This window comes from Pseudomonas sp. Au-Pse12, from assembly GCF_021341665.1.
In the GTDB taxonomy this organism is placed as follows: Bacteria; Pseudomonadota; Gammaproteobacteria; order Pseudomonadales; family Pseudomonadaceae; genus Aquipseudomonas.
In genome coordinates this window covers 409,499-433,613 of the sequence record NZ_JAJTTH010000001.1, presented here as the reverse complement: position 1 = coordinate 433,613, position 24,115 = coordinate 409,499, and the positions used below count along the sequence as shown (strand labels likewise).

Annotated in this window: 23 protein-coding genes; 11 read left to right on the top strand and 12 right to left on the bottom strand. The window is 64.3% G+C overall.

The features are described 5' to 3' along the window. Window positions 1–11 precede the first annotated feature (11 nt). The 5 genes from LXM55_RS01930 to LXM55_RS01910 are packed head-to-tail and all read right to left on the bottom strand — an operon-like array spanning window position 12 to window position 3,842. The gene (locus tag LXM55_RS01930) at window positions 12–842 is read right to left on the bottom strand and encodes a DUF2797 domain-containing protein (protein ID WP_233318100.1); all 831 of its coding nucleotides are present in this window, start codon (window positions 840–842) and stop codon (window positions 12–14) included. After that, window positions 839–1,099 carry a YeaC family protein gene (locus tag LXM55_RS01925; protein ID WP_233318099.1) on the bottom strand — a complete coding sequence of 87 codons (261 nt, stop codon included), beginning with the start codon at window positions 1,097–1,099 and terminating at the stop codon, window positions 839–841. The genes LXM55_RS01930 and LXM55_RS01925 overlap by 4 nt, the downstream gene beginning before the upstream one ends. 15 nt (window positions 1,100–1,114) lie before the next feature. Then, entirely contained in the window at window positions 1,115–1,984 is an 870-nt protein-coding gene (locus tag LXM55_RS01920) for a rhomboid family intramembrane serine protease (protein WP_233318098.1), read from the bottom strand. Beyond that, window positions 1,981–2,955 (bottom strand): metallophosphoesterase, encoded by a 975-nt coding sequence (locus LXM55_RS01915; RefSeq protein ID WP_233319014.1) that lies wholly within the window; start codon window positions 2,953–2,955, stop codon window positions 1,981–1,983. The genes LXM55_RS01920 and LXM55_RS01915 overlap by 4 nt, the downstream gene beginning before the upstream one ends. Then, on the bottom strand, window positions 2,952–3,842 hold the full coding sequence (locus tag LXM55_RS01910; RefSeq protein ID WP_007920913.1) for an NAD(+) kinase: 891 nt from the start codon (window positions 3,840–3,842) through the stop codon (window positions 2,952–2,954). Before LXM55_RS01910 ends, LXM55_RS01915 begins: the two co-directional genes overlap by 4 nt. 162 nt (window positions 3,843–4,004) lie before the next feature. On the opposite strand from LXM55_RS01910, the gene LXM55_RS01905 reads away from it, so the two are divergent. Next, on the top strand, window positions 4,005–4,958 hold the full coding sequence (locus LXM55_RS01905; RefSeq protein WP_233318097.1) for a DUF1853 family protein: 954 nt from the start codon (window positions 4,005–4,007) through the stop codon (window positions 4,956–4,958). Between the two features lie 88 nt (window positions 4,959–5,046). On the opposite strand, the gene LXM55_RS01900 is transcribed toward LXM55_RS01905, so the two are convergent. Both LXM55_RS01900 and LXM55_RS01895 read right to left on the bottom strand, forming a co-directional pair. Then, the gene (locus LXM55_RS01900; protein WP_233318096.1) at window positions 5,047–6,330 is read right to left on the bottom strand and encodes an arsenic transporter; all 1,284 of its coding nucleotides are present in this window, start codon (window positions 6,328–6,330) and stop codon (window positions 5,047–5,049) included. A 123-nt stretch (window positions 6,331–6,453) separates the two neighbouring features. Then, on the bottom strand, window positions 6,454–7,011 hold the full coding sequence (locus LXM55_RS01895) for an NADPH-dependent FMN reductase (RefSeq protein ID WP_233318095.1): 558 nt from the start codon (window positions 7,009–7,011) through the stop codon (window positions 6,454–6,456). Between the two features lie 227 nt (window positions 7,012–7,238). On the opposite strand from LXM55_RS01895, the gene LXM55_RS01890 reads away from it, so the two are divergent. Together LXM55_RS01890 and LXM55_RS01885 are read left to right on the top strand one after the other, a co-directional pair. Next, window positions 7,239–7,475 (top strand): hypothetical protein, encoded by a 237-nt coding sequence (locus LXM55_RS01890; protein ID WP_233318094.1) that lies wholly within the window; start codon window positions 7,239–7,241, stop codon window positions 7,473–7,475. A 93-nt stretch (window positions 7,476–7,568) separates the two neighbouring features. Beyond that, complete coding sequence (locus tag LXM55_RS01885) at window positions 7,569–8,462, top strand: LysR family transcriptional regulator (protein WP_233318093.1); 894 nt, start codon at window positions 7,569–7,571, stop codon at window positions 8,460–8,462. Here LXM55_RS01885 and LXM55_RS01880 read toward each other — a convergent pair. The 3 genes from LXM55_RS01880 to dnaQ form a co-directional block, all read right to left on the bottom strand. After that, window positions 8,459–9,046, bottom strand: a complete 588-nt coding sequence (locus LXM55_RS01880) for a GNAT family N-acetyltransferase (protein WP_233318092.1) — start codon at window positions 9,044–9,046, stop codon at window positions 8,459–8,461. The genes LXM55_RS01885 and LXM55_RS01880 overlap by 4 nt on opposite strands. Before the next feature lie 14 nt (window positions 9,047–9,060). After that, window positions 9,061–11,316, bottom strand: coding sequence for an Orn/Lys/Arg decarboxylase N-terminal domain-containing protein (locus tag LXM55_RS01875; protein WP_233318091.1), 2,256 nt, complete (start codon window positions 11,314–11,316; stop codon window positions 9,061–9,063). A gap of 299 nt (window positions 11,317–11,615) precedes the next feature. Continuing rightward, window positions 11,616–12,365, bottom strand: coding sequence for a DNA polymerase III subunit epsilon (dnaQ, locus tag LXM55_RS01870; protein WP_233318090.1), 750 nt, complete (start codon window positions 12,363–12,365; stop codon window positions 11,616–11,618). A 181-nt stretch (window positions 12,366–12,546) separates the two neighbouring features. On the opposite strand from dnaQ, the gene LXM55_RS01865 reads away from it, so the two are divergent. Continuing rightward, complete coding sequence (locus tag LXM55_RS01865) at window positions 12,547–12,882, top strand: DUF2388 domain-containing protein (RefSeq protein WP_267924089.1); 336 nt, start codon at window positions 12,547–12,549, stop codon at window positions 12,880–12,882. Between the two features lie 5 nt (window positions 12,883–12,887). On the opposite strand, the gene rnhA is transcribed toward LXM55_RS01865, so the two are convergent. Continuing rightward, window positions 12,888–13,337, bottom strand: a complete 450-nt coding sequence (gene rnhA / locus LXM55_RS01860; protein ID WP_233318089.1) for a ribonuclease HI — start codon at window positions 13,335–13,337, stop codon at window positions 12,888–12,890. Window positions 13,338–13,446: 109 nt separating this feature from the next. Continuing rightward, window positions 13,447–14,205 (bottom strand): methyltransferase domain-containing protein, encoded by a 759-nt coding sequence (locus LXM55_RS01855; protein WP_233318088.1) that lies wholly within the window; start codon window positions 14,203–14,205, stop codon window positions 13,447–13,449. A 65-nt stretch (window positions 14,206–14,270) separates the two neighbouring features. On the opposite strand from LXM55_RS01855, the gene gloB reads away from it, so the two are divergent. The 7 genes from gloB (at window position 14,271) to LXM55_RS01820 (ending at window position 24,095) form a co-directional block, all read left to right on the top strand. Then, window positions 14,271–15,038 carry a hydroxyacylglutathione hydrolase gene (gene gloB / locus LXM55_RS01850; protein WP_233318087.1) on the top strand — a complete coding sequence of 256 codons (768 nt, stop codon included), beginning with the start codon at window positions 14,271–14,273 and terminating at the stop codon, window positions 15,036–15,038. Window positions 15,039–15,137: 99 nt separating this feature from the next. Beyond that, on the top strand, window positions 15,138–16,568 hold the full coding sequence (locus LXM55_RS01845) for a LysM peptidoglycan-binding domain-containing protein (protein WP_233318086.1): 1,431 nt from the start codon (window positions 15,138–15,140) through the stop codon (window positions 16,566–16,568). A 138-nt stretch (window positions 16,569–16,706) separates the two neighbouring features. Continuing rightward, a complete protein-coding gene (locus tag LXM55_RS01840) occupies window positions 16,707–18,536 on the top strand; it encodes an extracellular solute-binding protein (RefSeq protein WP_233318085.1) in 1,830 nt (609 codons plus the stop codon). Continuing rightward, window positions 18,533–20,386 carry an extracellular solute-binding protein gene (locus tag LXM55_RS01835; protein WP_233318084.1) on the top strand — a complete coding sequence of 618 codons (1,854 nt, stop codon included), beginning with the start codon at window positions 18,533–18,535 and terminating at the stop codon, window positions 20,384–20,386. Before LXM55_RS01840 ends, LXM55_RS01835 begins: the two co-directional genes overlap by 4 nt. A gap of 2 nt (window positions 20,387–20,388) precedes the next feature. Continuing rightward, on the top strand, window positions 20,389–21,462 hold the full coding sequence (locus LXM55_RS01830) for a microcin C ABC transporter permease YejB (RefSeq protein WP_233318083.1): 1,074 nt from the start codon (window positions 20,389–20,391) through the stop codon (window positions 21,460–21,462). A 1-nt stretch (window position 21,463) separates the two neighbouring features. Continuing rightward, the gene (locus LXM55_RS01825) at window positions 21,464–22,483 is read left to right on the top strand and encodes an ABC transporter permease (protein WP_233318081.1); all 1,020 of its coding nucleotides are present in this window, start codon (window positions 21,464–21,466) and stop codon (window positions 22,481–22,483) included. Between the two features lies 1 nt (window position 22,484). Then, window positions 22,485–24,095 (top strand): ABC transporter ATP-binding protein, encoded by a 1,611-nt coding sequence (locus LXM55_RS01820; RefSeq protein WP_233318080.1) that lies wholly within the window; start codon window positions 22,485–22,487, stop codon window positions 24,093–24,095. The last annotated feature ends 20 nt before the right edge of the window (window positions 24,096–24,115 follow it).

The window sequence follows — 24,115 nt, the reverse complement described above, 5'->3', positions numbered from 1 at the left end:
GCGAATTCCTTCTACTGATGCACGGCGAGCTGATAGGCCGTGTATTTGCGAATGTTGATCACGCCGGTATCAAAGATCAGGTACTGGCCCTTGATGCCCAGCAGCGTGCCTTCGGCGATCGGATTCTTGTCCAGGTTGAAACTGACGATCTTGGTCGGGTACTGCTCGACCGGATAACGGATTTCCAGGGGCTCGATACCGCTCACCGGCTGGATCGCCTGCAGGCCGAAACGCTGTTGCAGGCCGAGCAGGCCCTCGGCGCAGGACTCGAACAACTGCTCGCGCACCGCCACCAGGTCCACGGCCTCGGCATCGCCCTTGAGCAGCGCGCGCCAGTTGGTCTTGTCGGCCACCTGGGAACGGAACAGGTCCTCGACGAAACCCGACTGCTGGCGGGTCGCCACGCGCATGATCGGCAGCGCCTGGCTGGCACCCTGGTCCAGCCAGCGGGTCGGCAGCTGGGTGGCACGGGTGATGCCGACCTTGATCCCCGACGAGTTGGCCAGGTAGACCACGTGATCGGTCATGCAGAACTGTTCGCCCCAGGACGGCTCGCGGCAGGTGCCGGCATCGTAGTGGCAGCGTTCCGGGCTCATGATGCAGATATCGCACTGGGCCAGCTTGGTCATGCACGGATAACAGTAGCCCTGGCTGAAGCTGGTCTTGGTCTTGCGCCCGCAATGGCTGCAGTGGATCGCCCCCAGGTATTCCAGGCGCAGCGTCTTGCCAATCAACGGGTTGACCGGCACCTCGCTGTCGCCCAGGCGAAAAGCGTACTGAACGTTCGGCCCGTCAAGGCGCGCCGACATTTTACTGATGGAGCCGCGGCCAATCTCGATCAATGGATGGCATCCGACTTGAACAGGATGTTCGGCACCGGCGCCGACTTCGAGGCGCATTCCTGCGGGCCCATGTAGCCAGTGCGCTGCTCCTCGGGCAGGTTCTGCATTTCCCAGGCGATGACCGCCTGCAGGGACAGTTCACGCTGCTCGGCGGTGAGCTTGCGACCATCGGACCATTTGCCGATCTCTACCGCCAGCTTCAGGCTCTGGTAGATCTCGGGGGTGATGTTTTCGATCATTTCGACAAAGGACGACATACATGACTCCAGCGTTTAAAGGGCACGTTTGCGGCGGCTGTACAAGCCGCCCAACAAGCCGGTGAGGCATCCGATAAGCAACCCGCCGACGTGGGCGGCGTTGGCGATTTCACCGAAGCCGATCATCGAGACCAGCCCGGACAGGCACAGCAGCAGCCACACCAGCATCATCACCAGCACGCCCCGGGGCAGGCGGTAGATGGGGTTGGGGTCCAGCCATTGATAGATCCAGCAATGCCCGAGCAGGCCGTAGAGCACCCCGGACAGGCCGCCGAACAGGGTCGGGCCGCTGAAATAGTATTGCGCGTAGTTGGAAACCAGGCTGAACAGCAGGGTCAGGCCCAGCAAGTTGATGCTGCCCTGGCGCAATTCGATGCGCCGCCCCAGTTCCCAGTACCACATGCCGTTCATGGCAATGTGCAGGATGCCGAAGTGAATCAGCATCGGGGTTACTAGGCGCCACCACTGCCCCGCCGCCAGGCTGTCGGCCAGGGAGCTGAACTGGATGTAGTCGCCCACCACGCGGAACTCGAGGAAGGTGAACCAGCCGAGGGTCTGCAGGTTGTCACCGAGCAAGGTGATGCCGCACACCGCCAGGCTCAACAGCAGGATCAGCGCGGTGACCGGGCTGCGGCGCAACTGCTCGAACAGGCCGGCGCGCGCCGGCGCCGCGGCTTGCGGGATGTCCAGCTGCTGATCGGGATCGCCCAGGGGAAACCGCTGGTACAGCCCGCGCACGTCCTCGCTGATCGACTCCGGCACCCAGAGCACCTGCTCGCCCGCCTCCTCGCTGACCCGGTGAGGCACCTGCATGCGCTGCAGCAGCTTGACGAAGCCGCTCAGGTCCGTCGCCAGGGGCAGGCGCAACACCGCTACCGCACTCATCGCACCACCTCCGGCCGCTCAACGTCGACCCAGACAAATTTATTCGGATCCAGGCGGGTTTCCTGGTCCAGGCGATAGGCGGCAAGCTTGCCGTAGAGCACCGCGCTGTAGTCCAGGCACGCCAGGTTGGGACGGATCGGCGCCGGTTTGCCGCTGCGCCAGTAGTGCCCGACGAACAGCATCGGTTCCTCGGCGCCATAGCGCAGCAGGCTGTTCTTCTCCGCCGGGGACAGCGGCGTGCGCGCCACCGGATCGGGCAAGGCATCAGGCTGGAAGACGATGTCGCCGTAGGTCTGCGGGTCGTCTTCCCAGAACTTGGTGCGGAAGAACGCGCGGGTCAGGCCGTCACCGCTGGTCATGGTCAGGCCGTGGGGCAGGCGCATGTCGGTGCCGCGCAGCAGGCGGTCGAAGGCGGTGCAGGCAAAGCTGTCGGGGACGGCCGCGGCCTGGAGGAATTGGCGGTCGATGCAGCCGTTGGGGTACTGCTGGCGCAACGGCGCGATCAGGCCGGCATCCCAGCAGGCGTGCACCACGCGAAAGCGCCCAGCGTCGACAAACAGCGGCAGCTCATAGAACCACTCGAGGAAGTCGTGCCAGTCGCCCGGGTGGTGTTCGAACTGGGTCAGGGTTTCCTGGATCAGCCGGGCGTGGCGTGGCGTGTGTTCGCGCACGAACTGCTTGCCACTGCCTTCGGCCGCCGGGGTGCTCCAGCCCAGGGCGTTGAACTCATGGTTGCCCATGATGCACAGCGCCTGGCCGGCCTCGACCATGTCGTGGACGATGTGCAGGGATTCACGGATGCGCGGACCGCGGTCGATGATATCGCCAAGGAACACCGCCATGCGCGACGGGTGCCGCCAGACGCCGCCCTGCTTGTGATAACCGAGCCGATCCAGCAAGTGCTCCAGGGTCAGGGCGCAACCGTGCACGTCACCGATCAGGTCGTAGCTACGCGCGGGATCGAGCATCAGTCGCCTCCACCGCCCAGCCGGCTGCCCCAGCCGAGTTTGGTCCTGCAGACTTCGTAATAATTGTGGTCCAGCGGGTGGATCAGCCGCAGCTTCTGGGCCTTCTTGCTGACCGTGATGGTGTCGCCCGGCGCGCAGGTGAAATGGTTCTGCCCGTCACAGGAGACTTGCGGATAGATCTGCATATCTTTGGACACGACGATTTTCAGCTCACTGTTGCCATCGACCACGATCGGCCTTCCGGACAAGGTATGGGGGTACATCGGCACGATCACAATGGCATCCAGCTTGGGGTGCATGATCGGCCCGCCGGCGGACAGCGCGTAGGCCGTGGAACCGGTGGGCGTGGCGACGATCAGGCCGTCGGCCTTCTGGCTGCAGACGAACTGGCCGTCGATGTAGATCTCGAACTCGATCATCCGCGTCGACTTGCCCGGGTGCAGCACCACATCGTTCAGCGCGTCGCCCTGGCCAATGGCCTCGGCATGGCGGCGAACCTCGGCCTGCAACAGGAAGCGGTTTTCCACCAGGTAGTGGCCGTCGAGCACCTCGGCGACCTTGACCTCCAGTTCATCGGGACGGATGTCGGTGAGAAAACCCAGGCTGCCACGGTTGATCCCCAGCACCGGGATGTTATGCCGCGCCAGGGCCCGGGCGGCGCCCAGCAGGCTGCCGTCGCCGCCGACCACGATGACCATGTCGCAGACCTCGCCCAGGAGCTTGCGCGAAGACGTCTGCAGGCCGTGGCCCGGCAGCACTTCGGCGATGGTGTCTTCGAGGATCACATGCAGATGGCGCGCCAGCAGAAACTTTTTCAGTCGGCGAACTGTGTCCAGCACCTGGGAACTGCCCAGGCGACCGATAATGCCGATATTGCGAAACTGCTCCATGGGGCTCCTGCGGGGTTCGGGTACGGGCGAAACGGAGGATTATGGGCGAAACCCGGCGTTAGACAAAATCCTTTCAGCCACACGGGCTTAGCCAGCCTTGCCACAACTGCGAGTGGCACGCATTTATCGCGATCGCTCCGGGTTTGCGTCTATGCTCGCAAGATGCTCCTGTTCCCCGATCTGCTCGGCCTTCCTCGCCAGTTGCGTCAACCTGAAGTCCGCGACCTCGCCTGGGTCATCCTCGCGCCGCCGATGCTCAGCCATACGCCCTGGCCCCAGCGCCACCCGCTCGCCGCCAGCGACTGGGTACAGGCGCCGCAACTGCTGGCCCACTGGCTGCGCTGCCTGGACCTGGACAGCCGCGCCCTGCGCCTGTGGCTGACCCAGGGACCGACCCGGCGCCTGGGCCTGTACTACGAACGGCTCTGGCAATTTGCCGTACGCCACGCCCCCGGGGTCGAGTTGCTGGCGGCCAACCTGCCGATCCGCCGCGGCGGCCACACCCTGGGCGAACTGGACATGCTGCTGCGCGACCGCGATGGCGTGCATCACCTGGAACTGGCGATCAAGCTGTACCTCGGCCCGCAAGCTGGCAATGGCGCGGACACCGCACAATGGCTGGGCCCCGGCTGCCATGACCGCCTGGACCGCAAGCTGGCGCACCTGGATGAGCACCAACTGCCGATTTCCGCCCGGGATGAAAGCCGCGAAGCGCTGGCGGCGCTGGATATCGACCAGTTCAGCGCCCACCTGTGGCTGGGCGGCTACCTGCTGTATCCCTGGCCGGGTCGCGCCGAACCGCCCCACGGCGCGCACCCGCAACACCTGCGCGGCCGTTGGCTGCACCAGCGCGACTGGCCGGCCTTTATCGCCCAGAGCGCCGCGGGGCGCTGGCAGCCCCTGCCCCGCCAAGCCTGGCTGGCGCCGGCGCACTACCCGGCCGAACAAGCCTGGACCACCGCGCAGTTGCAGCAATGGCTGGCCGAGCTTGACCCTCACGCCCCGGCGCAACTGCTGGTTCGGCTTGAGCAGAGCGCCGAAGGTGCCTGGGAAGAAGCCGAGCGGCTGTTCCTGGTGGCCGATCTCTGGCCCCATGTCCCCGCGCAGCAGCCCTGACAACCGACCGCGGCAGCCGGCTTGCCAGCGCAGGCGCCGCTTAAGGGCAGCACACGACTGAGGAGCCCGTTCGCCGGCAAGCCGGTCGCTACAGGGACAAGCGCAGCGCCAGCGCCGCGAGGGTCACCAGCAGCACCGGTAGCGTCAGCACGATGCCGACCCGGAAGTAGTAACCCCAGCCGATGTGAATGCCCTTGCGCTCCAGCACATGCAACCAGAGCAGGGTCGCCAGGCTGCCGATCGGGGTGATCTTGGGCCCCAGGTCGCTGCCGATGACGTTGGCGTAGATCATCGCTTCCTTGACCGCCCCCGTGGCCTGGCTGGCATCAATGGACAAGGCGCCGATCAGCACCGTCGGCAGATTGTTCATCAACGACGACAGCCCCGCCGTGAGCAGCCCGGTGCCCAGGGCCGCGCCCCAGATCCCGGCACTGGCAAAGGCGTCGAGCCAGCCGGCCAGGTGCGCGGTCAGCCCGGCATTGCGCAAGCCGTACACCACCAGGTACATGCCCAGGGAGAAAATCACGATCTGCCACGGCGCTTCCTTGAGCACCTTGCGCGTGGAGATCTTGTGCCCACGGGCGGCAATCGCCAGCAACAGCGCCGCGCACACGGCGGAGATCGCGCTGATGGGAATGCCCAGTGGTTCCAGGGCGAAGCAGCCCAGCAACAGGATCAGCAACACCCACCAGCCAGCCATGAAGGTCGCCCGGTCATGGATGGCACTGGCGGGTTCGGCCAGCTGCCGCGGGTCGTATGCCTCGGGGATGTCACGGCGGAAAAACCACAGCAGCACCGCCAGGGTCGCGGCCACGCTGACCAGGTTGACCGGCAGCATCACCGCCGCGTAGCGGTTGAAACCGATCTTGAAAAAATCCGCGGAAACGATGTTCACCAGGTTCGAGACCACCAGCGGCAGGCTGGCGGTGTCGGCAATGAACCCCGCGCCCATGACGAAGGCCAGGGTGGTTGCCGGCGAGAAACGCAGGGCCAGGAGCATGGAAATGACAATGGGCGTGAGGATCAGCGCCGCGCCGTCATTGGCGAACAGCGCCGAGACCAGGGCCCCCAGCAGCACCATGAAGGCAAACAGCCGCCGGCCACGCCCGCGGCCCCAACGCGCCACATGCAGCGCGGCCCAGGCGAAGAACCCGGCCTCGTCCAGCAGCAGGCTGATGATGATCAGGGCGACGAAGGTCCCGGTGGCGTTCCAGATGATCTGCCAGACCACCGGGATGTCCGTCAGGTGCACCACATTGCACAACAGGGCCAGGACGGCCCCGAATACAGCGCTCCAGCCAACGCCCAGGCCTCTGGGCTGCCAGATCACCAGGGTAATGGTCAGCAGGAAAATCGATACGGCAATCAACATGAGAATGGGTCTTGGGTAATGCAGGAGCCGGCTTGCGGGCAAAGGCGCCCTACCGGGCGCCAAGGCTCGAGGGGCTCTTCGCCGGCAAGCCGGCTCCTACGACAGCGGGGGATGTTGGGGGAATCAGGCTTTGCTTTGCTGCTCGACCCACTGCCCGTAGGCGGTGATAAAGCCTTGCAGGAATGGCCGGGTAGCATCCGTCAGCTTGCCGGCTTCGTCGAACGCCGAGCCGGCGCCGCCCAGGTAGGCTTCGGGCTGCTGCATGCACGGCACATTGAGAAACACCAGGGATTGGCGCAGGTGGTGGTTGGCGCCAAAGCCGCCAATGGCCCCCGGGGACACGCTGATTACCGCCCCCGGCTTGCCGCTCCAGGCGCTCTTGCCGTAAGGACGCGAGCCGACGTCGATGGCGTTTTTCAGCGGCGCCGGTACCGAACGGTTGTATTCCGGGGTGACGAACAGCACCGCGTCGGCACCACTGATCTGCTCGCGAAAGCGCGTGTAGGCGGCCGGCGGCGCGACGTCGATATCTTCGTTGTACAGCGGCAAATCGCCAATCTCGACGATATTCAGCTGCAGGCTGGCAGGCGCCAGCTCGGCCAACGCCAACGCGACCTTGCGGTTCAGGGATTGCTTTCTCAGGCTACCGACCAGTACTGCGACCTTGTAGACATTGCTCATTGGAGTTTCCAACCATCGGCGTGAAGAAGGTGTTAGTTATAGATGACCCGAGGTGATATCTGCTACCCCATTCAGATATTTCCCAACACAGCCGCGGGCGGCCGGTGGTCGCCAAGGCAGCACCGGCACCCGCAACGGATTATTTTTTCCCCGGGGTAAAACTTCCCCAGGGGACACCGGGTCTACACCAGCGAATTTGCGTGTTTTATCTCCAGAGGCTCTAAAGAATGGCAGCAGTACTTGTCGGACAATTCCATGCAAGAGATGCCGAGGGACGGGTGTACTCAGTGCACGAGTTCCAGGAATCCATGCCCCCGGAGGACGGCGCAGCCGGCGCGGAGCCCGTGACCACCTACCGCCTGGCGATCGGCGACCGGGTCAAGAAGCTCGACGACAACCAGTTCCTGCTGGTGCAGTCGGATGTCACCATCGTGCGCGAGCCCGAGACATATGTAGCTCAGTGATTCTGCGCGAGCATCATCGCCAGCTGTTGTGTCGCCACACTTGGGTTAGGATTCGATGCTTGCCCCCTCGACGGCTGGAGATGGACTTCAAGCATGCGTTTACGTCATATCGAAGTGATTCAGGCGCTCCTGCAAACCGCGCACCTGGGCACCGCCGCCGAGCTGCTGCAACTCTCGGTGGCCGAGGTCGAGGCCCTGCTGCGTGATGCCGAAAGCCAGTTGGGCTTCATGCTGTTCGCCAGCGTCCGCGGACGCTTGCAGGCCACCCGTGAAGCCCGCGAACTGCAACCGGCAATCACCCGGGTGTATGACGCCTTCGAACCGCTGCAGCGCCTGGCCGACAGCCTGAGGTTCCACCAGGCGCCGCCACTGCGCATCGTCGGCACCCCGCCGCTGGTGCAACAACTGCTGCCACACTGCATCGCCGCCCTGCGCCGACGCTTCGCCGACACCCCTTGCAGCCTGCTCAGCCAGGGCACCCGGGACATGGTCGACAGCCTGTTGCTGCGTGACTGCGACCTGGGCCTGAGCCTGCATGACCCCGAGCACCCGGATATCCATAGCCAGGCCCTGGCGCAGGGCAAGCTGTTCCTCCTGGCGCCCCACGGCTGGCTGCAGGCCAAGCAGAAATACGTGGCCCTGCAGGACCTGGCCGGCCAGGCCATGGTGGGCCTGGAGGGCCAGGACCCACTGAGCGTGATGCTCGCCAGCAAGTTGCAGAACCTGCGCCCCAGCCCGGTGATCCAGACTCGGGTGCAGACCTATCAGATGATGCGCAGCCTGGTGGAAGCCGGCGAAGGCCTGGCCATCGTCGACCCCTTCACCGCCGTCGGAGCCCGCAGCGCCGGGCTCGACGTGTGCCCGCTGTCGCCCCCCATCAGCGTGACGCTGTACGCCTTGCGCCGCCACGGCAGCGACAACTCCCCCTGGGTCACTGCCTTGCTGGAGCTGCTGACGGAACAGGCCGAAGCCCTGCTGGCGGGTTAAAGCGGCTCGCCCCCAAGCTCACTGGCAAACAATCGATACCAGAAGATCGCCACCTCGGCGGTCTGCGGGTCGATGCCGCGGTAGCGCAGGTGATCCACGCCCCCCACCACATAGCCGCAACGCTCGTAGAGGCGACAGGCTCCCAGGTTGTTGTTCTGGGTTTCCAGCATCACCCCCGGCAGGCCCTTCTTGCGGCTCCAGAACTGCGCCACGTCCAGCAAGGCCCTGGCCACCCCATGGCGGCGCGCGGGCGCATGCACTGCCAGCTCGTCGATGTGGCCGTAACCGTTCCAGTTGGTACTGACCACGATATGACCCACCGGCTGGTCATCCAGGAAGGCCATGAAGATCTCGCTGTCCGCGGCGTTGCGGTAGCTGCTGAACTCCTCCGGGTCGATGCCATAGCATTTGCGATAGGGCACGATCTTGCGCAAGGCCCACTCGGCCACCGGCACCTCGCGCTCGGCCTGCGCATAGGCGCTGACCTCGAAGCTGAAGTCGCTGCCCCAGATGTAGGCGGCAAAGCCCTCATCGGCAACCCGAATGGCCAGGCCCGGATAACGGGGGTTCACAACAGGCTGCATGGCCGGATAACTCCTCATGCCTTGATGCAATCGACGGTGTACTGGCGCCCGTCGCCCAGATCGTCATGCTGCAAGCCGTGCACATCGGCGACAAATCCCGGGAAGCTGCTGTCGAAGGCCCGGGCGAAAGCCAGGTAGTCGATGATCGAGCGCGTGGATTCGGTGAAGCGCTCACCGGGCATGATCAACGGAATGCCCGGCGGGTACGGCACCAGCATCACCGCGGCGATACGCCCCTGCAGCTGATCGATGGAGACCGCCTCGACCTCGCCCCGCACCAGTTGGTCGTAGGCATCGGCGGGTTTCATCGCCACCTCCGGCAGCACCGTGTACATGCGCTTGAGGTGCTTGGCGGTGGCGTTGCTGCGGTAGCAGGCGTGCAACTGGTCGCACAGGTCCTGCAGGCCCATGCCCTGATAGCGCTGCGGATCCTGGCTGGCGACACTGGGCAGGCAGTTGGCCAGGCTGATATTGGCATCGTAGCTGCGCTTGAACTCCAGCAACTCGGTGAGCAGCGTGCTCCATTTGCCCTTGGTAATGCCCATGGAGAACAGCACCAGGAACGAATAGAGCCCGGTCTTCTCCACCACCAGCCCACGCTCCCAGAGAAACTTGCTGACCACCGCCGCCGGAATCCCGTGCTCGCTCAGGGCGCCGCCGGCGGTCAGCCCGGGCATCACCAGGGTGACCTTGATCGGGTCAAGCAGCACATAGTCGTCGGTCACCCCGGCAAAACCATGCCATTCGCCTTCCGGCTCCAGCAGCCAATCTTCGGTGCGTACCTGGTCGATGCCCTCGACCCGCTCCGGCTGCCACACCGAAAACCACCAGTCATCAGCGGCGATGTTCTGCCGCAGATTGGCCAGGGCCCGGCGAAAACTCAGGGCCTCATCGAACATTTCCTGCAACAACGAGCGCCCCGCCGGCCCTTCCATCATCGCCGACGCCACATCCAGCGAAGCGATGATGCTGTACTGCGGCGAGGTGGAGATGTGCATCATGAAGGCTTCATTGAAACGGTCGCGGTCCAACTGCCGGGCACCACCGTCCTGCACGTGGATCATCGATGCCTGGCTAAAGGCCGCCAGCAGTTTGTGGGTCGAGTGGGTGGTGAACACCAGCGGGCTGTCGGCACTGCGCGACGTGCCCATGCCATAACGCCCGGCAAAGAATTCGTGGAAAGCAGCGTAGGCGTACCAGGCCTCGTCGAAGTGCAGCACCTCGACACTGTTGCCCAGGCGCTGCTTGATCAGCTCGGCGTTGTAGCACAGCCCGTCATAGGTGGAGTTAGTGATCACCGCCAACTTGACCCTGGGCGGGCGGCCACGGGTCAGTGGGCTGGCGTCGATCTTGGCCTGGATCGACTCGGGGCTGAACTCGCTCAGGGGAATCGGTCCGATGATCCCCAGCTCATTGCGCTCCGGGCACAGGTACAGGGGAATGGCCCCGGTCATGATGATCGAGTGCAAGACCGACTTGTGGCAGTTGCGGTCGACCAGCACCAGGTCGTCGCGGCCGACCATCGAATGCCAGACGATCTTGTTGGCGGTGGAGGTGCCATTGATCACGAAAAATGTGTGATCGGCGCCGAAATTGCGCGCGGCGCGAGCCTCGGCTTCCGCCAGCGGCCCGGTGTGATCCAGCAGCGAACCCAGCTCCGGAACCGACACCGACAGGTCCGAGCGCAAGGTGTTCTCGCCAAAGAACTGGTGGAACGCCTGCCCCACCGGGCTCTTGCGATAGGCCACGCCACCGCCGTGCCCCGGGGTGTGCCAGGAATAGTTGGAATCGGCGGTGTGCTGTACCAGGGCTTTGAAGAAGGGCGGCAGCAGGCCGTCGAGGTAGCCGCGCGCGGCCCGGGCCACTTGCCGGGCCAGAAACGGCACCGTGTCCTCGAACAGGTAGAGAATGCCGCGCAATTGGTTGAGCTCGCTCATGGCGTCGGCGGGAGCGTTTTCCAGGGTCACCTGCTCGCCCAGGGCGAAGATCGGCAACAGCGGCGCACGCACTCGCGCCAGGCGAATCAGGTCCACCATGTTCTGCAGCAGGTGCTTGTTTTCCCCGGCGCCTTCGGCAGCGATCAACATGCAGGCCAGGCCATGATGAGTCGAGGCCACCAGCCGCCCTTCCGCGTAATCCACCGCGGAAAAGATACTGAACCCGTCCTTTTCCAACTCCCGGGCGATGCCTCTTACCCGGTCCCCCGCGACCGTATCGGCCTTGATATCGCGATGCACAATCAGGATCGGAAACTGCAGGTCTTTGTACATGGAGGCTGGATGTCCTGAGACGGCGGGCCGGCCCCGCCAATCAACTCAGGGTAGAAGCTCCGGGCGCCTTGTGTCACCCCGGGCAGGAACCGGGTGTAACAAAACGTCGCACTGGAACAATTGCCGGCTCATTCACAGCCACACCCAACCACGCCTGTAGCCGCCGCTGAGCCCGCGAAGCTGCGAAAAGGCCCGCAGGGCCTTGCCTGGAGAGCTCTGCCGCCCGCTAAATCGCTACGTCTCCTACGGAGCCGTTCGCAGCCTGCGGCAGCGGCTACAGGGCCGCAGGTAACAAAGGCTTACTGCTGGGCTTCGAGCAGCTGGGTCCAGAGCGCCGGGGCGCCGGCGGACTTGGCGATGATTTCCAGGCGTGCCTGGTGCTCGGCCAGTTCGGCTTCGCTGGCCTGGATGATCCGCCCACGCGGACGATCGGCCGACAGCCGACGGATTTCCGAGGCCCGCCCCGCCCCCTCGCCGGAGCCGTTGCCGTCCGAGGCGTTGCCCGCCAGGGACAGGCTGGTCTGGCCGCCGGTCATGGTCAGGTAGACGTCGGCGAGAATCTCCGAGTCGAGCAAGGCGCCGTGCAGTTCACGGCCGGAGTTGTCGACACCGTAGCGTTTGCACAGTGCGTCGAGGCTGTTGCGCTGCCCGGGGTGCCGCTCACGGGCCATCATCAGGGTGTCGAGGATGGTGCAGTGCTGGGTGATGTCGGCCCGCTCATGCTGGCCCATCAAGGCGAATTCGTTGTTGATGAAGCCAACGTCGAACGCCGCGTTGTGGATGATCAGCTGCGCGCCCTGGATGAAGTCGAAGAACTCGTCGGCAACTTCGGCGAAACGCGGCTTGCCCACCAGGAATTCGTTGGTGATGCCGTGGACGCCAATCGCGCCCTCATCGCTTTCGCGATCAGGTTGCAGGTAAACGTGAAAATGCCGCCCGGTCAGGCGCCGACCGATCAACTCGACGCAACCGATTTCAATGATCCGGTGGCCGTCGGTCACCGGCATACCGGTGGTTTCGGTATCGAGTACAACAGATCTGTTGGCCATCAGTGGTCCGTTCTCAATCTGGCAAAGGGCGGGATTTTAGCATGCCCGGCCCAGGGTCTGCGCGCCGCAGGGAACAGGCCGCTGCCACGCACTTTTTTACAGTTATTCGCAAAGCTGATGAGGTTCGCCCAAGGCCCGGCTGCTAGGGTGCCGCCGATCTTTTCCAGGGAAACTCGCGGTCATGAAGACTCTCCGGCGCCGTCTGCAAAGCCTGCTGTTCATCGCCCTGTTCATCGCAATGTTCAGCAGTTCCAGCCATGCCACCAGCCTGGTGATCAGCACCGACCTGAGCATGAGCGGGCTGCTGACCAGCAGCGAAGGCACGGCCAAGATCAGCAGTTCGTTCAAGGATGACAAGCTTGTCCTGGAGGCCCGCAGCGACGCCGCAGCCTTTGTCGCCAGCGACGGCGCGATTCGCGGGGCGCGACTGGAATCGGCGTTGCAGTACATTCGCCGAACGCTGCACAACCCGCCCTACAGCGACGAACAACTGGCAGCGGCGATTCTCACCCTGTAACGCCCTCAGCCCTTGTAGCCGCGAACCTCATCCACGCCACGGTTGGCCAACTGGTCGGCGCGCTCGTTGCCGTGGTGACCGGTATGGCCGCGCACCCATTTCCAGGTGACGTTGTGCCGGTTGACCTGCTCGTCGAGCTGCTGCCACAGGTCGGCGTTCTTCACCGGTTCCTTGGCGGCGGTCTTCCAGCCACGCTTCTTCCAGTTGGCCATCCACTCGTTGATGCCCTTCATCACGTACTGCGAGTCGGTGACCAGCAGCACCTCGCACTGGCGCTTGAGCTCTTCCAGGCCGCGAATGGCCGCCATCAGTTCCATGCGGTTGTTGGTGGTGTTGGCTTCGCCGCCCCAGAGCTCCTTCTCGACCCCCTTGCACACCAGCAACGCGCCCCAGCCGCCCGGGCCGGGATTGCCCTTGCAGGCACCGTCGGTAAAGATTTCTACGCTATCGCTCATCCACGCCTTCCATCAGAAAATTGCCATTGGCCCGCCGACCGCGATCGGCGAGGCCCAAGGCCGGGCTATGCCGGCCGGGAGTGTATAAAAAGAAGGTTTCAACAGGTCATCAAGGTTCGCTGTTACGGCGATTGACCTTGGCCATGGGCAGCGGCACCAGCTTGCCCATCGGCTCGCGCCGCACCTGGCGCACCGGACGCAGGCCCACGGCGATCTTGCGTGCCACCAATAGATAGAAGCCGCCGCCGGACAGTTGCCAGCGCCCGGCCCTGCGCTCCCAGCCGGCGAGTCGAGCCTGCCATGCCGTTGAAGCAAGCGGCGGACGATAGCACCCGAAGCGGCGTTTCTCCAGCGCGAAGCCCAGCAGGTTGAGCCAGTCGCCGACTCGCGACGGAGAGATGCAGCGGGCCAGGCGCAGGGCGTCATGGGCGAACACATGGCGCAAGCCCCAGGTGCTCCAGGGGTTGATGCCGACAATCAGCAGATGCCCGCCAGGGCGCACGCTGCTGGCCGCCTCGCGCAACAGGCCATGGGGCGACAGGCAGAAATCCAGGCCATGTTGCAGCACCACCACGTCGGCGGCGTGCTCGCTCAGCGGCCAGGCCTGTTCTTCACAGACGATCTCCACCCCCGGCAAGGGCGCGCCAAGGCGCACGTTGCGCTGCACCTGCGGCGCCACCGGCGGGGTTTGCGCCGAGGGCCCGTAATGCACCAGGTAGCCGCCGAAGAAACGCCCCAGTTCCTCTTCGAGCATGCGCCGTTCTTCATCCAGCAGAAATTGCCCCAGGGGGCCGGACAACCAGTCCCGCGCCGCACTGATCAGGGCCAGCCAGTCGGGATCTGCCTGAGCGAAGGCTTTATCGGTCATTGCATTCTCCAACACGCCAAGAAGCTCTAAGATGCGCCATTGTTTTCCGCTTGGCGAATCCGAAGATGATACAGATCAGTGCCCTGCCCGCCTTCACCGATAACTACATCTGGTTGTTACAAGACCATCGCAGCCAGCGCTGTGCAGTCGTCGATCCAGGGGATGCGGCGCCGGTACTGGCCTGGCTGGAACAGCACCCGGGCTGGGTGCTCGGCGACATCCTGATCACCCATCACCACCACGATCACGTCGGCGGCGTCGAACGCCTGAAGCAGCACAGTGGCGCCACGGTCTACGGCCCGGCGCGGGAGAAGATCCCGGCCCGCGATATCGCCCTCGACGACCACCAGCGCGTCAGCATCCTGGGCTGCGAGTTCGAAGTGCTCGCCGTTCCCGGCCATACCCTGGGGCACATCGCCTACTACCACCACGGCCTGCTGTTCTGTGGCGACACCCTGTTCGCCGCCGGTTGTGGCCGGCTGTTCGAAGGCACCCCGGAACAGATGCATCATTCCCTCGGCCGCCTCGCCGCATTGCCGGACGACACCCTGGTCTACTGCACCCACGAATACACCCTGAGCAACCTGCGCTTCGCCCAGGCGGTAGAACCGGCCAACCCGGACATCGCCGAGCGCCTGGAAAAGGTCACGCAACTGCGCGAGCACGGGCGCATGACCCTGCCTTCGACCCTGGCCCTGGAGAAGCTGACCAACCCGTTCCTGCGTACCGGTGAAACATCCGTTAAACAAAAAGCGGACGAACGGGCCGGGCAGGATAACCCGTCGCAGAGTGCGGTCTTTGCGGCCCTGAGGGCATGGAAAGATAAGTTCTAAGCAGGTTATCGATTGGTACAAAAATTCTGAATGGTTGACCGCACCCCGGGTGCTTTCTAGAATCGCCCGACATTTTTGCCCGGAACTTACTTCCAGCCAATGTCGTCATCTATTCGTTATTCCATCAGTTCAGACGCATTGACGCGCTTGGCCCAGGCCATCGCGGTAGCTGTGTCAGCGACTCTTGCGGGCTGCCAAAGCACCGGCCATGCCCCGCAGAGCGACGCGACGCACACTCAGAATTTCAACGCCCGCATCAAGCAGAAACCCATCTGGCTGAGCAACCAGCCCAGCCCGCAAGTGCCCCAGGACGTCTGGGAACGCATGCGTCAGGGGTTCCAATTGCAAGAAGGCCTGGGCGTCAACCCGCGTATTGAACAACAGCGCCTGTGGTTCGCCAGCAACCCTTCCTTCCTGGAAAATGCCGGCGAGCGCGGCAGCCTCTATATCCACTACATCGTCGAGCGTCTCGAAGAGCGCAACATGCCGCTGGAACTGGCGCTGCTGCCGGTCATCGAAAGCGCCTACAACCCGCTGGCCTATTCCCGGGCCGATGCGGTGGGGCTGTGGCAGTTCGTTCCGGCCACCGGGCGTTACTTCAACCTGCGCCAGACCCGCTTCTACGATGGCCGCCGCGACATCACCGCCTCCACCACCGCGGCCATGGACTACCTGACCCGTCTGCACGACATGTTCAACGGTGACTGGCTGCTGGCACTGGCCGCCTACAACGCCGGCGAAGGCACGGTCAGCCGGGCCATCGAGCGCAATGAAAAGCTCGGCCTGCCCACCGACTACTGGAACCTGCCACTGCCGGCCGAGACCCAGGCCTATGTACCCAAGCTGCTGGCCCTGTCCCAAGTGGTACTGGCCCCGCAGGCCTACGGCGTGAACCTCAACCCGATCGCCAACGAACCCTACTTCCAGGTGGTCGAGATCAACCAGCGCATGGACCTGTCCAAGGTCGCGGCGGTGGCCAACATCGACGAGGACGAGCTGTTCCAGCTCAACCCGGCGTTCAAGCAGCGCACCACCATCGACGGCCCGCAGCACCTGCTGGTGCCGACATCCAAGGCGCAGTTGCTGACCACCAGCCTGTCGACCATGAAACCCGAAGAGCTGATCAGCAAGCGCTCCCTCAAGCCGGTCTTCGACCGCGATGAAGGGCGCGACTCGCTGCGCTCCAAGCGCCTGTACCGGGTCAAGAATGGCGACAACCTGACCCTGATCGCCAAGGCCAACAAGGTCGACGTCGAGGACCTGCAACGCTGGAACAAACTCAGCGGCAAGAACCTCAAGGTCGGCCAGACCCTGGTGATGCAGGACACCCGCAAGGTGGCCAGCAAGAAAACCAGCGTCGCCAGCAGCGACAAGAAGAAGTCGACCCAGTACAAGGTCAAGCAAGGCGACTCGCTGTACATGGTGGCCAAGCGCTTCAACGTCGAGATGCAGCACCTCAAGCGCTGGAACCCACGCGCGGCCCAGGCGCTCAAGCCCGGCCAGATGCTGACGGTCTACCTGCCGCACTAAAATCTCCCCTGTAGGAGCCGGCTCCTACAGGAGATTTCAATTGCACAACGCTTGCACCAGCGTACTTTTTCCTGCTGATACAAGCTGTTACTGTACGGAGCACAAAGCCCAAGCCGCCTGGATCGGATCTCTGCCTCGATGCGTCCCCTCCTTCTGCTCTTCATCAGCCTGGCCTTGAGCTTTCCCGCAAGCGCGACGATCACCGAAAGTCATGGTTATGCGCAGTTTGGCACGCTCAAGTACCCGGCAAAGTTCACCCACTTCGACTGGGTCAACCCCGCGGCGCCCAAAGGCGGCACCTTGCGGGTCATGGCCTTTGGCACCTTCGATACGCTCAACCCCTACACCTTCAAGGGCACCAGCCCGGTCGCCACGCCGAACTTCCTGCAATACGGGGTCAACGAGCTCAACGAACCGCTGATGGTCGGCACCGGCCTGTATGCGCCGTCCGGCGATGAACCGACCTCCAGCTACGGCCTGATCGCCCGCTCCGTGGAATACAGCGAGGACCGCAGCTGGGTGGTGTTCAACCTGCGCCCCGAAGCGCGCTTTCACGATGGCAGACCGATCACCGCCTACGATGTGGCGTTTTCCTACCGCCTGTTGCTCAAGGAAGGCCATCCGCAATACCGCACCAACCTGCAGGAAGTGCAGCGCGTGGACATCCTCGGCCCGCAGCGCATCCGCTTCGTGTTCAAGCGTGCCGGCAATCCCCTGCTGATCCTGCGCCTGGGCGAGCTGCCGGTGCTGCCCCAGCACTACTGGAAGGACCGCGACTTCAAGGCCACCACCTTCACCCCGCCGCTGGGCAGCGGCCCGTACCGCGTCACTCAAGTGCAGCCGGGGCGCCAGCTGGTGTTCGAACGGGTCAACGACTATTGGGGCAAGGACCTGGCGGTCAACCGCGGCTTCAACAACTTCGACCGGGTCGAGGTGGAGTTCTACCGCGACAGCGACGTGGCCTTCGAAGCCTTCAAGGCCGGCGAGTTCGATATCTACATCGAGCACCAGGCGAAGAACTGGGCCAACGGCTACGACTTTCCCGCGGTCAACCGCGGCGAGGTGATCAAGGCCCAGGTGGCGCACCAGATCCCGACCCAGACCCAAGGCCTGTTCATGAACACCCGTCGCGCGGCGTTCGCCGATGTGCGGGTGCGCGAGGCGCTAGGCATGATGTTCGACTTCGAGTGGACCAACCGCACCCTGTTCAGCGGCGCCTACCAGCGCGCCCTGAGCTACTACCCCAACAGCGAGTTCTCCGCCACCGGGGTGCCCCAGGGCCATGAATGGCTGCTGCTCTCGCCCTACCGCGAGCAGTTGCCCGCCAGCCTGTTCAGCCAGGCTTTCAGCCTGCCGCGCACCGAAGGCCGCGGCATACCCCGCGAAACCCTGCGCCGCGCCCTGGGGCTGCTCGGCGAGGCCGGCTGGAAGCTCAACGGCCAACGCCTGCAGAACAACGCCGGGCAGCCGCTGCGCTTCGAACTGATGCTGGTCAACCCCAACCTGGAACGGATTCTCCAGCCCTACGTGGAGAACCTGGCGAGCATCGGCGTCGAGGCGCGCCTGCGCACCGTGGACCGCGCGCAATACAAACAGCGCCTGGACCAGTTCGACTACGACATGATCCTCATGACCCTCAACCAGACCCTGAGCCCGGGCCTGGAGCAATGGCAGTACTTCCACTCCAGCCAGGTTTCGGTCAAGGGCAGCAAGAACTACGCAGGCATCAACAACCCGGTTGTCGATCACCTGCTGGAACAGCTGCTGGCCGCCCAGACCCGCGACGACCAGTTGGCCGCGGGCCGGGCCCTGGACCGGGTGCTGCTGTGGCAGCACTACATGATTCCCAACTGGTACCTGAACTATCACCGCCTGGCCTACCGCAACCGGTTCGCCTTCGTCACCACGCCGCCCTACACCCTGGGCCTTGGCGCCTGGTGGCTGAAGTCCATGGAGAACGCCCAATGATGCCCCTGCGAGCCCTGCTCCTGCGCACCAGCGGCCTGCTGTTCAGCGCCATCGCCTGCTATGCCCAGGCTGCGCCGCAACATGCCGTGACCCTGTACAACGAAGCACCGAAATACCCGGCGAACTTCCAGCACTTCGACTTCGTCAACCCCGACGCGCCCAAGGGCGGCACCTTCCGCATGGCCGGCTTCGGCAGCTTCGACAGCCTCAACCCGTTCATCAGCAAGGGCGTGCCCGAGCAGAACATCGGCCTGATCTACGACACCCTGATGGCCCAGAGCCTGGACGAGCCCTTCACCGAGTACGGCCTGGTGGCCAGCAAGATCGAAAAAGCCCCGGACAACAGCTGGGTGCGTTTCTACCTGCGCCCCGAGGCACGCTTCAACGACGGCCAGCCGATCCACGCCGAAGACGTGGTGTTCAGCTTCCAGACCCTGATGAGCGCCGGCTCGCCGCTGTACCGCGGCTACTACGCCGATGTCGACCAGGTGCTCGCCGAAGACCCGCAACGGGTGCTGTTCAAGTTCAAGCACAACAACAACCGCGAACTGCCGCTGATCCTCGGCCAGCTGACGATCCTGCCCAAGCACTGGTGGGAACACCGCGACTTTGCCAAGAGCAACCTGGAGATCCCCCTGGGCAGCGGCCCCTACCGGGTCGCCGAGGTCAAGGCCGGGCGCTCGATCCGCTATGAGCGGGTCAAGGACTACTGGGGCAAGGACCTGCCGCTCAACCGCGGTTTCTACAACTTCGACGTGATCACCAGCGACTACTACCGCGACAACACCGTGGCCCTGGAAGCGCTCAAGGCCGGGCAGTTCGACTACTGGCTGGAAATGAGCGCGAAGAACTGGGCCAACGCCTACAACATCCCGGCCGTGGCCCAGGGCCGGCTGATCAAGGAACAGATCGCCAACGGCAACCCCACCGGCATGCAGGGCTTTGTCTTCAACACCCGCCGGCCGATGTTCCAGGATGTGCGGGTGCGTCACGCGCTGAGCCTGCTGCTGGACTTCGAGTGGAGCAACAAGCAGCTGTTCAACGGTGCCTACACCCGCACCCGCAGCTACTTCGAAAACTCGGAAATGGCCGCCACCGGCCTGCCGGGCCCGGAGGAACTGACGATTCTCGAACCGCTGCGGGGCAAAATCCCGCCGCAGGTGTTCGACCAGGCCTTCTCGCCTTCGGTGTGCGACGGCAGCGGCATGATCCGCGCCCAGCAGCGCCAGGCCTACCAACTGCTGCAGGAGGCCGGCTGGCGCATCGTCGACGACAAGATGGTCGACGCCCAGGGCAAGCCGGTGGTGATCGAGTTCCTGCTGGCCCAGACCGAGTTCGAACGGGTGCTGCTGCCGTTCAAGCGCAACCTGGCCGACCTGGGCATCGACCTGGTGATCCGCCGGGTCGACGTGTCCCAGTACATCACCCGGGTGCGCTCGCGGGACTTCGACATGATCGTCGGCAGCTTCCCCCAGTCCAACTCCCCGGGTAACGAGCAGCGCGAGTTCTGGATGTCCTCCAGCGCCGACAAGCCCGGCAGCCGCAACTACATCGGCCTCAAGGACCCGGCCATCGACAGCCTGGTCGAAAGCCTGATCAACGCCGACTCGCGTGCCAGCCTGGTGGCTCACGCCAAGGCCCTGGACCGGGTCCTGCAATGGGGCTACTACGTGATTCCCAACTGGCACATCAAGACCTGGCGCGTGGCCTACTGGGATCACATCGGCCACCCGAAAGTCGCGCCCAAGTACGACATCGGCATCAACACCTGGTGGATCAAGCCCGGCGCCAAGCCGGCCGTTGAACCGACCCCGGACAACCAGGCGGCTGCGGCCGAAGCGGTGCACTGACGATGCTGGCCTATATCTTTCGCCGCCTGCTGCTGATCATCCCGACCCTGCTGGGCATCCTGCTGATCAACTTCGTGATCATCCAGGCCGCGCCCGGCGGCCCGGTGGAGCAGATGATCGCCAAGCTCGAAGGCTTCGACGGCGCCACCAGCCGCATCGCCGGCGGCGGTGCCGAGGTCTCGGTGGCCGGTTCCAGCTACCGCGGCGCCCAGGGCCTGGACCCGGCGCTGATCAAGGAAATCGAGCACATGTACGGCTTCGACAAATCGGCGCCGGAACGCTTGTGGATCATGATCAAGAACTACGCCACCCTGGATTTCGGCAACAGCTTCTTCCGCGATGCCAAGGTGGTGGACCTGATCAAGGAAAAGATGCCGGTGTCCATCTCCCTCGGGCTGTGGAGCACCCTGATCATGTACCTGGTGTCGATCCCCCTGGGGATCGCCAAGGCCACCCGCCACGGCAGCCACTTCGATGTCTGGACCAGCTCGGCGATCATCGTCGGCTACGCCATCCCGGCCTTCCTGTTCGCCATCCTGCTGATCGTGGTGTTTGCCGGCGGCAGCTACTTCAACTGGTTCCCGTTGCGCGGCCTGACCTCCAACGACTTCGACCAACTGAGCTGGGGCGGCAAGGTCCTCGACTACTTCTGGCACCTGGCGCTGCCGGTCACCGCGCTGGTGATCGGCCACTTCGCCACCATGACCCTGCTGACCAAGAACAGCTTCCTCGACGAGATCAACAAGCAGTACGTGGTCACCGCCAAGGCCAAGGGCCTGACCCAGCGCCGAGTGATCTACGGCCACGTGTTCCGCAACGCCATGCTGCTGGTGATCGCCGGCTTCCCGTCGGCCTTCATCGGTATCTTCTTCACCGGCTCCTTGCTGGTGGAAGTGATCTTCTCCCTCGACGGCCTGGGCCTGATGAGCTTCGAGGCGGCGATCAACCGTGACTACCCGGTGGTGTTCGGCACCCTGTTCATCTTCACCCTGCTGGGGCTGGTGGTGAAACTGATCGGCGACCTGACCTACACCCTGGTCGACCCACGCATCGACTTCGACAGCCGGGAGCATTGAGATGAACCTGTCCCCCCTCAATCGCCGGCGTTTCGAGCGTTTCAAGGCCAACAAGCGCGGCTGGTGGTCGCTGTGGCTGTTCCTGGTGCTGTTCATCCTCAGCCTGGGCGCCGAGCTGATCGCCAACGACAAGCCGCTGGTGGTGCACTACGAAGGCGGCTGGTACTTCCCGGCGCTCAAGCGCTACCCGGAAACCACCTTCGGCGGCGAATTCCCGCTGGAAGCCAACTACAAGAGCCCGTACATCCGCGAGCTGCTGGCGCAGAAAGACGCCTGGGTGCTGTGGGCGCCGATCCCCTTCAGCTACCAGAGCATCAACTACGACCTGCGTGTGCCGGCGCCAGCGCCACCGTCGGCGGACAACCTGCTGGGCACCGACGACCAGGGCCGCGACGTGCTGGCCCGGGTCATCTATGGCTTTCGGGTCTCGGTGCTGTTCGCCCTGACCCTGACCGTCCTCAGTTCCATCATCGGGGTCATCGCCGGTGCGCTACAGGGCTTCTACGGCGGCTGGGTGGACCTGATCGGCCAGCGCTTCCTGGAAATCTGGTCCGGGCTGCCGGTGCTCTACCTGCTGATCATCCTCGCCAGCTTCGTGCAACCGAACTTCTGGTGGCTGCTGGGGATCATGCTGCTGTTCTCCTGGATGAGCCTGGTGGACGTGGTGCGCGCCGAGTTCCTGCGCGGGCGCAACCTGGAGTACGTGCGCGCGGCCCGGGCCCTGGGCATGCAGAACGGCGCGATCATGTTCCGTCACATCCTGCCCAACGCCATGGTCTCCACCATGACCTTCATGCCCTTCATCCTCACGGGCGCCATCGGCACCCTCACCGCCCTGGACTTCCTCGGCTTCGGCCTGCCGCCGGGCGCGCCGTCGCTCGGCGAGCTGGTGGCCCAGGGCAAGTCCAACCTGCAAGCGCCCTGGTTGGGCATCAGCGCCTTTGCCGTGCTGGCAATCATGCTCAGCCTGCTGGTGTTTATCGGTGAATCCGCCCGCGACGCCTTCGACCCGAGGAAATGACATGACCCAGGACAACCTGATCGAAGTTCGCGACCTAGCGGTGGAATTCGTCGCCGGCCAACAGTGCCAGCGCGTGGTGCAAGGGGTCAGCTTCGACATCAAGCGCGGCGAAACCCTGGCCCTGGTGGGTGAAAGCGGCTCGGGCAAATCGGTCACCGCCCATTCGATCCTGCGGCTGCTGCCCTACCCCCTGGCCCAGCACCCGTCCGGCAGCATCCAGTACTCCGGGCACGACCTGCTGACCCTGAAGGAAAAGACCATTCGCCACATTCGCGGCAACCGCATCGCGATGATCTTCCAGGAACCCATGACCTCGCTGAACCCACTGCACTCGATCGAGAAGCAGATCAACGAAGTGCTGGGCATCCACAAGGGCCTGACCGGCAAGGTCGCCACCCGGCGCACCCTGGAGCTGCTGGAGCTGGTGGGCATTCCCGAACCGCACAAGCGCCTCAAGGCCCTGCCCCACGAACTGTCCGGCGGCCAGCGGCAACGGGTGATGATCGCCATGGCCCTGGCCAACGAGCCGGAATTGCTGATCGCCGACGAGCCGACCACCGCGCTCGACGTCACCGTGCAGTTGAAGATCCTCGAACTGCTCAAGGAATTGCAGGCGCGCCTGGGCATGGCGCTGCTGCTGATCAGCCACGACTTGAACCTGGTGCGGCGCATTGCCCACCGGGTCTGTGTCATGCAGAAGGGGTGCATCGTCGAGCAGGCGTCCTGCGAGGAGCTGTTCCGCGCGCCGCAGCATCCCTACACCCGGGAACTGCTGGCCGCGGAGCCCAGCGGCCTGCCGGCGAGCAATGAAATCGGTCCGCCGCTGCTGCAAGTGGACAACCTCAAGGTCTGGTTCCCGATCAAGAAGGGCCTGCTGCGCCGCACCGTGGATCACGTCAAGGCGGTGGACGGCATCCACTTCAGCCTGCCCCAGGGCCAGACCCTGGGCATCGTCGGCGAGAGCGGCTCGGGCAAGTCGACCCTGGGCCTGGCGATCCTGCGGTTGATCGCCAGCCAGGGCGGCATTCGTTTCGAAGGCCAGCAGCTCGACGCCCTGAGCCAGCAACAGGTACGGCCGCTGCGGCGGGAAATGCAGGTGGTGTTCCAGGACCCCTTCGGCAGCCTCAGCCCGCGCATGAGCGTGAGCCAGATCGTTGGCGAAGGCTTGCGCATCCACAAGATCGGCAGCGAGCAGGAGCAGGAACAGGCGATCATCGAAGCGCTCAAGGAAGTGGGCCTGGACCCGGACACCCGGCACCGCTACCCCCATGAGTTTTCCGGCGGGCAACGCCAGCGCATCGCCATCGCCCGGGCCCTGGTGCTCAAGCCGCGGCTGATCCTGCTGGACGAGCCGACCTCGGCCCTGGACCGCACCGTGCAGCGCCAGGTGGTGGAGCTGCTGCGCAACCTGCAAAGCAAGTACAACCTGACCTACCTGTTCATCAGCCACGACCTGGCGGTGGTCAAGGCCCTGAGCCACCAGCTGATGGTGATCAAGCACGGCCAGGTGGTGGAACAAGGGGACGCCCAGGCAATCTTCGGCGCCCCGCAACACCCTTACACACGGCAATTGCTGGAAGCCGCCTTCCTGGCTCCGGCAAGCGCCGAATAACCTGCAACAGGAGTAGCAAT

Bases quoted from the DNA above. Each gene is read 5' to 3' on its own strand.
- LXM55_RS01885 (WP_233318093.1), top strand. From the start codon at position 7,569: ATGCGTTTACGTCATATCGAAGTGATTCAGGCGCTCCTGCAAACCGCG.
- LXM55_RS01895 (WP_233318095.1), bottom strand. From the start codon at position 7,011: ATGAGCAATGTCTACAAGGTCGCAGTACTGGTCGGTAGCCTGAGAAAG.
- LXM55_RS01900 (WP_233318096.1), bottom strand. From the start codon at position 6,330: ATGTTGATTGCCGTATCGATTTTCCTGCTGACCATTACCCTGGTGATC.
- rnhA (WP_233318089.1), bottom strand. From the start codon at position 13,337: ATGAGCGATAGCGTAGAAATCTTTACCGACGGTGCCTGCAAGGGCAAT.
- LXM55_RS01875 (WP_233318091.1), bottom strand. From the start codon at position 11,316: ATGTACAAAGACCTGCAGTTTCCGATCCTGATTGTGCATCGCGATATC.
- LXM55_RS01890 (WP_233318094.1), top strand. From the start codon at position 7,239: ATGGCAGCAGTACTTGTCGGACAATTCCATGCAAGAGATGCCGAGGGA.
- LXM55_RS01905 (WP_233318097.1), top strand. From the start codon at position 4,005: ATGCTCCTGTTCCCCGATCTGCTCGGCCTTCCTCGCCAGTTGCGTCAA.
- gloB (WP_233318087.1), top strand. From the start codon at position 14,271: ATGATACAGATCAGTGCCCTGCCCGCCTTCACCGATAACTACATCTGG.
- LXM55_RS01925 (WP_233318099.1), bottom strand. From the start codon at position 1,099: ATGTCGTCCTTTGTCGAAATGATCGAAAACATCACCCCCGAGATCTAC.
- LXM55_RS01920 (WP_233318098.1), bottom strand. From the start codon at position 1,984: ATGAGTGCGGTAGCGGTGTTGCGCCTGCCCCTGGCGACGGACCTGAGC.
- LXM55_RS01880 (WP_233318092.1), bottom strand. From the start codon at position 9,046: ATGCAGCCTGTTGTGAACCCCCGTTATCCGGGCCTGGCCATTCGGGTT.
- LXM55_RS01845 (WP_233318086.1), top strand. From the start codon at position 15,138: ATGTCGTCATCTATTCGTTATTCCATCAGTTCAGACGCATTGACGCGC.
- LXM55_RS01840 (WP_233318085.1), top strand. From the start codon at position 16,707: ATGCGTCCCCTCCTTCTGCTCTTCATCAGCCTGGCCTTGAGCTTTCCC.
- LXM55_RS01855 (WP_233318088.1), bottom strand. From the start codon at position 14,205: ATGACCGATAAAGCCTTCGCTCAGGCAGATCCCGACTGGCTGGCCCTG.
- LXM55_RS01830 (WP_233318083.1), top strand. From the start codon at position 20,389: ATGCTGGCCTATATCTTTCGCCGCCTGCTGCTGATCATCCCGACCCTG.
- LXM55_RS01820 (WP_233318080.1), top strand. From the start codon at position 22,485: ATGACCCAGGACAACCTGATCGAAGTTCGCGACCTAGCGGTGGAATTC.
- LXM55_RS01835 (WP_233318084.1), top strand. From the start codon at position 18,533: ATGATGCCCCTGCGAGCCCTGCTCCTGCGCACCAGCGGCCTGCTGTTC.
- LXM55_RS01825 (WP_233318081.1), top strand. From the start codon at position 21,464: ATGAACCTGTCCCCCCTCAATCGCCGGCGTTTCGAGCGTTTCAAGGCC.
- dnaQ (WP_233318090.1), bottom strand. From the start codon at position 12,365: ATGGCCAACAGATCTGTTGTACTCGATACCGAAACCACCGGTATGCCG.
- LXM55_RS01910 (WP_007920913.1), bottom strand. From the start codon at position 3,842: ATGGAGCAGTTTCGCAATATCGGCATTATCGGTCGCCTGGGCAGTTCC.
- LXM55_RS01865 (WP_267924089.1), top strand. From the start codon at position 12,547: ATGAAGACTCTCCGGCGCCGTCTGCAAAGCCTGCTGTTCATCGCCCTG.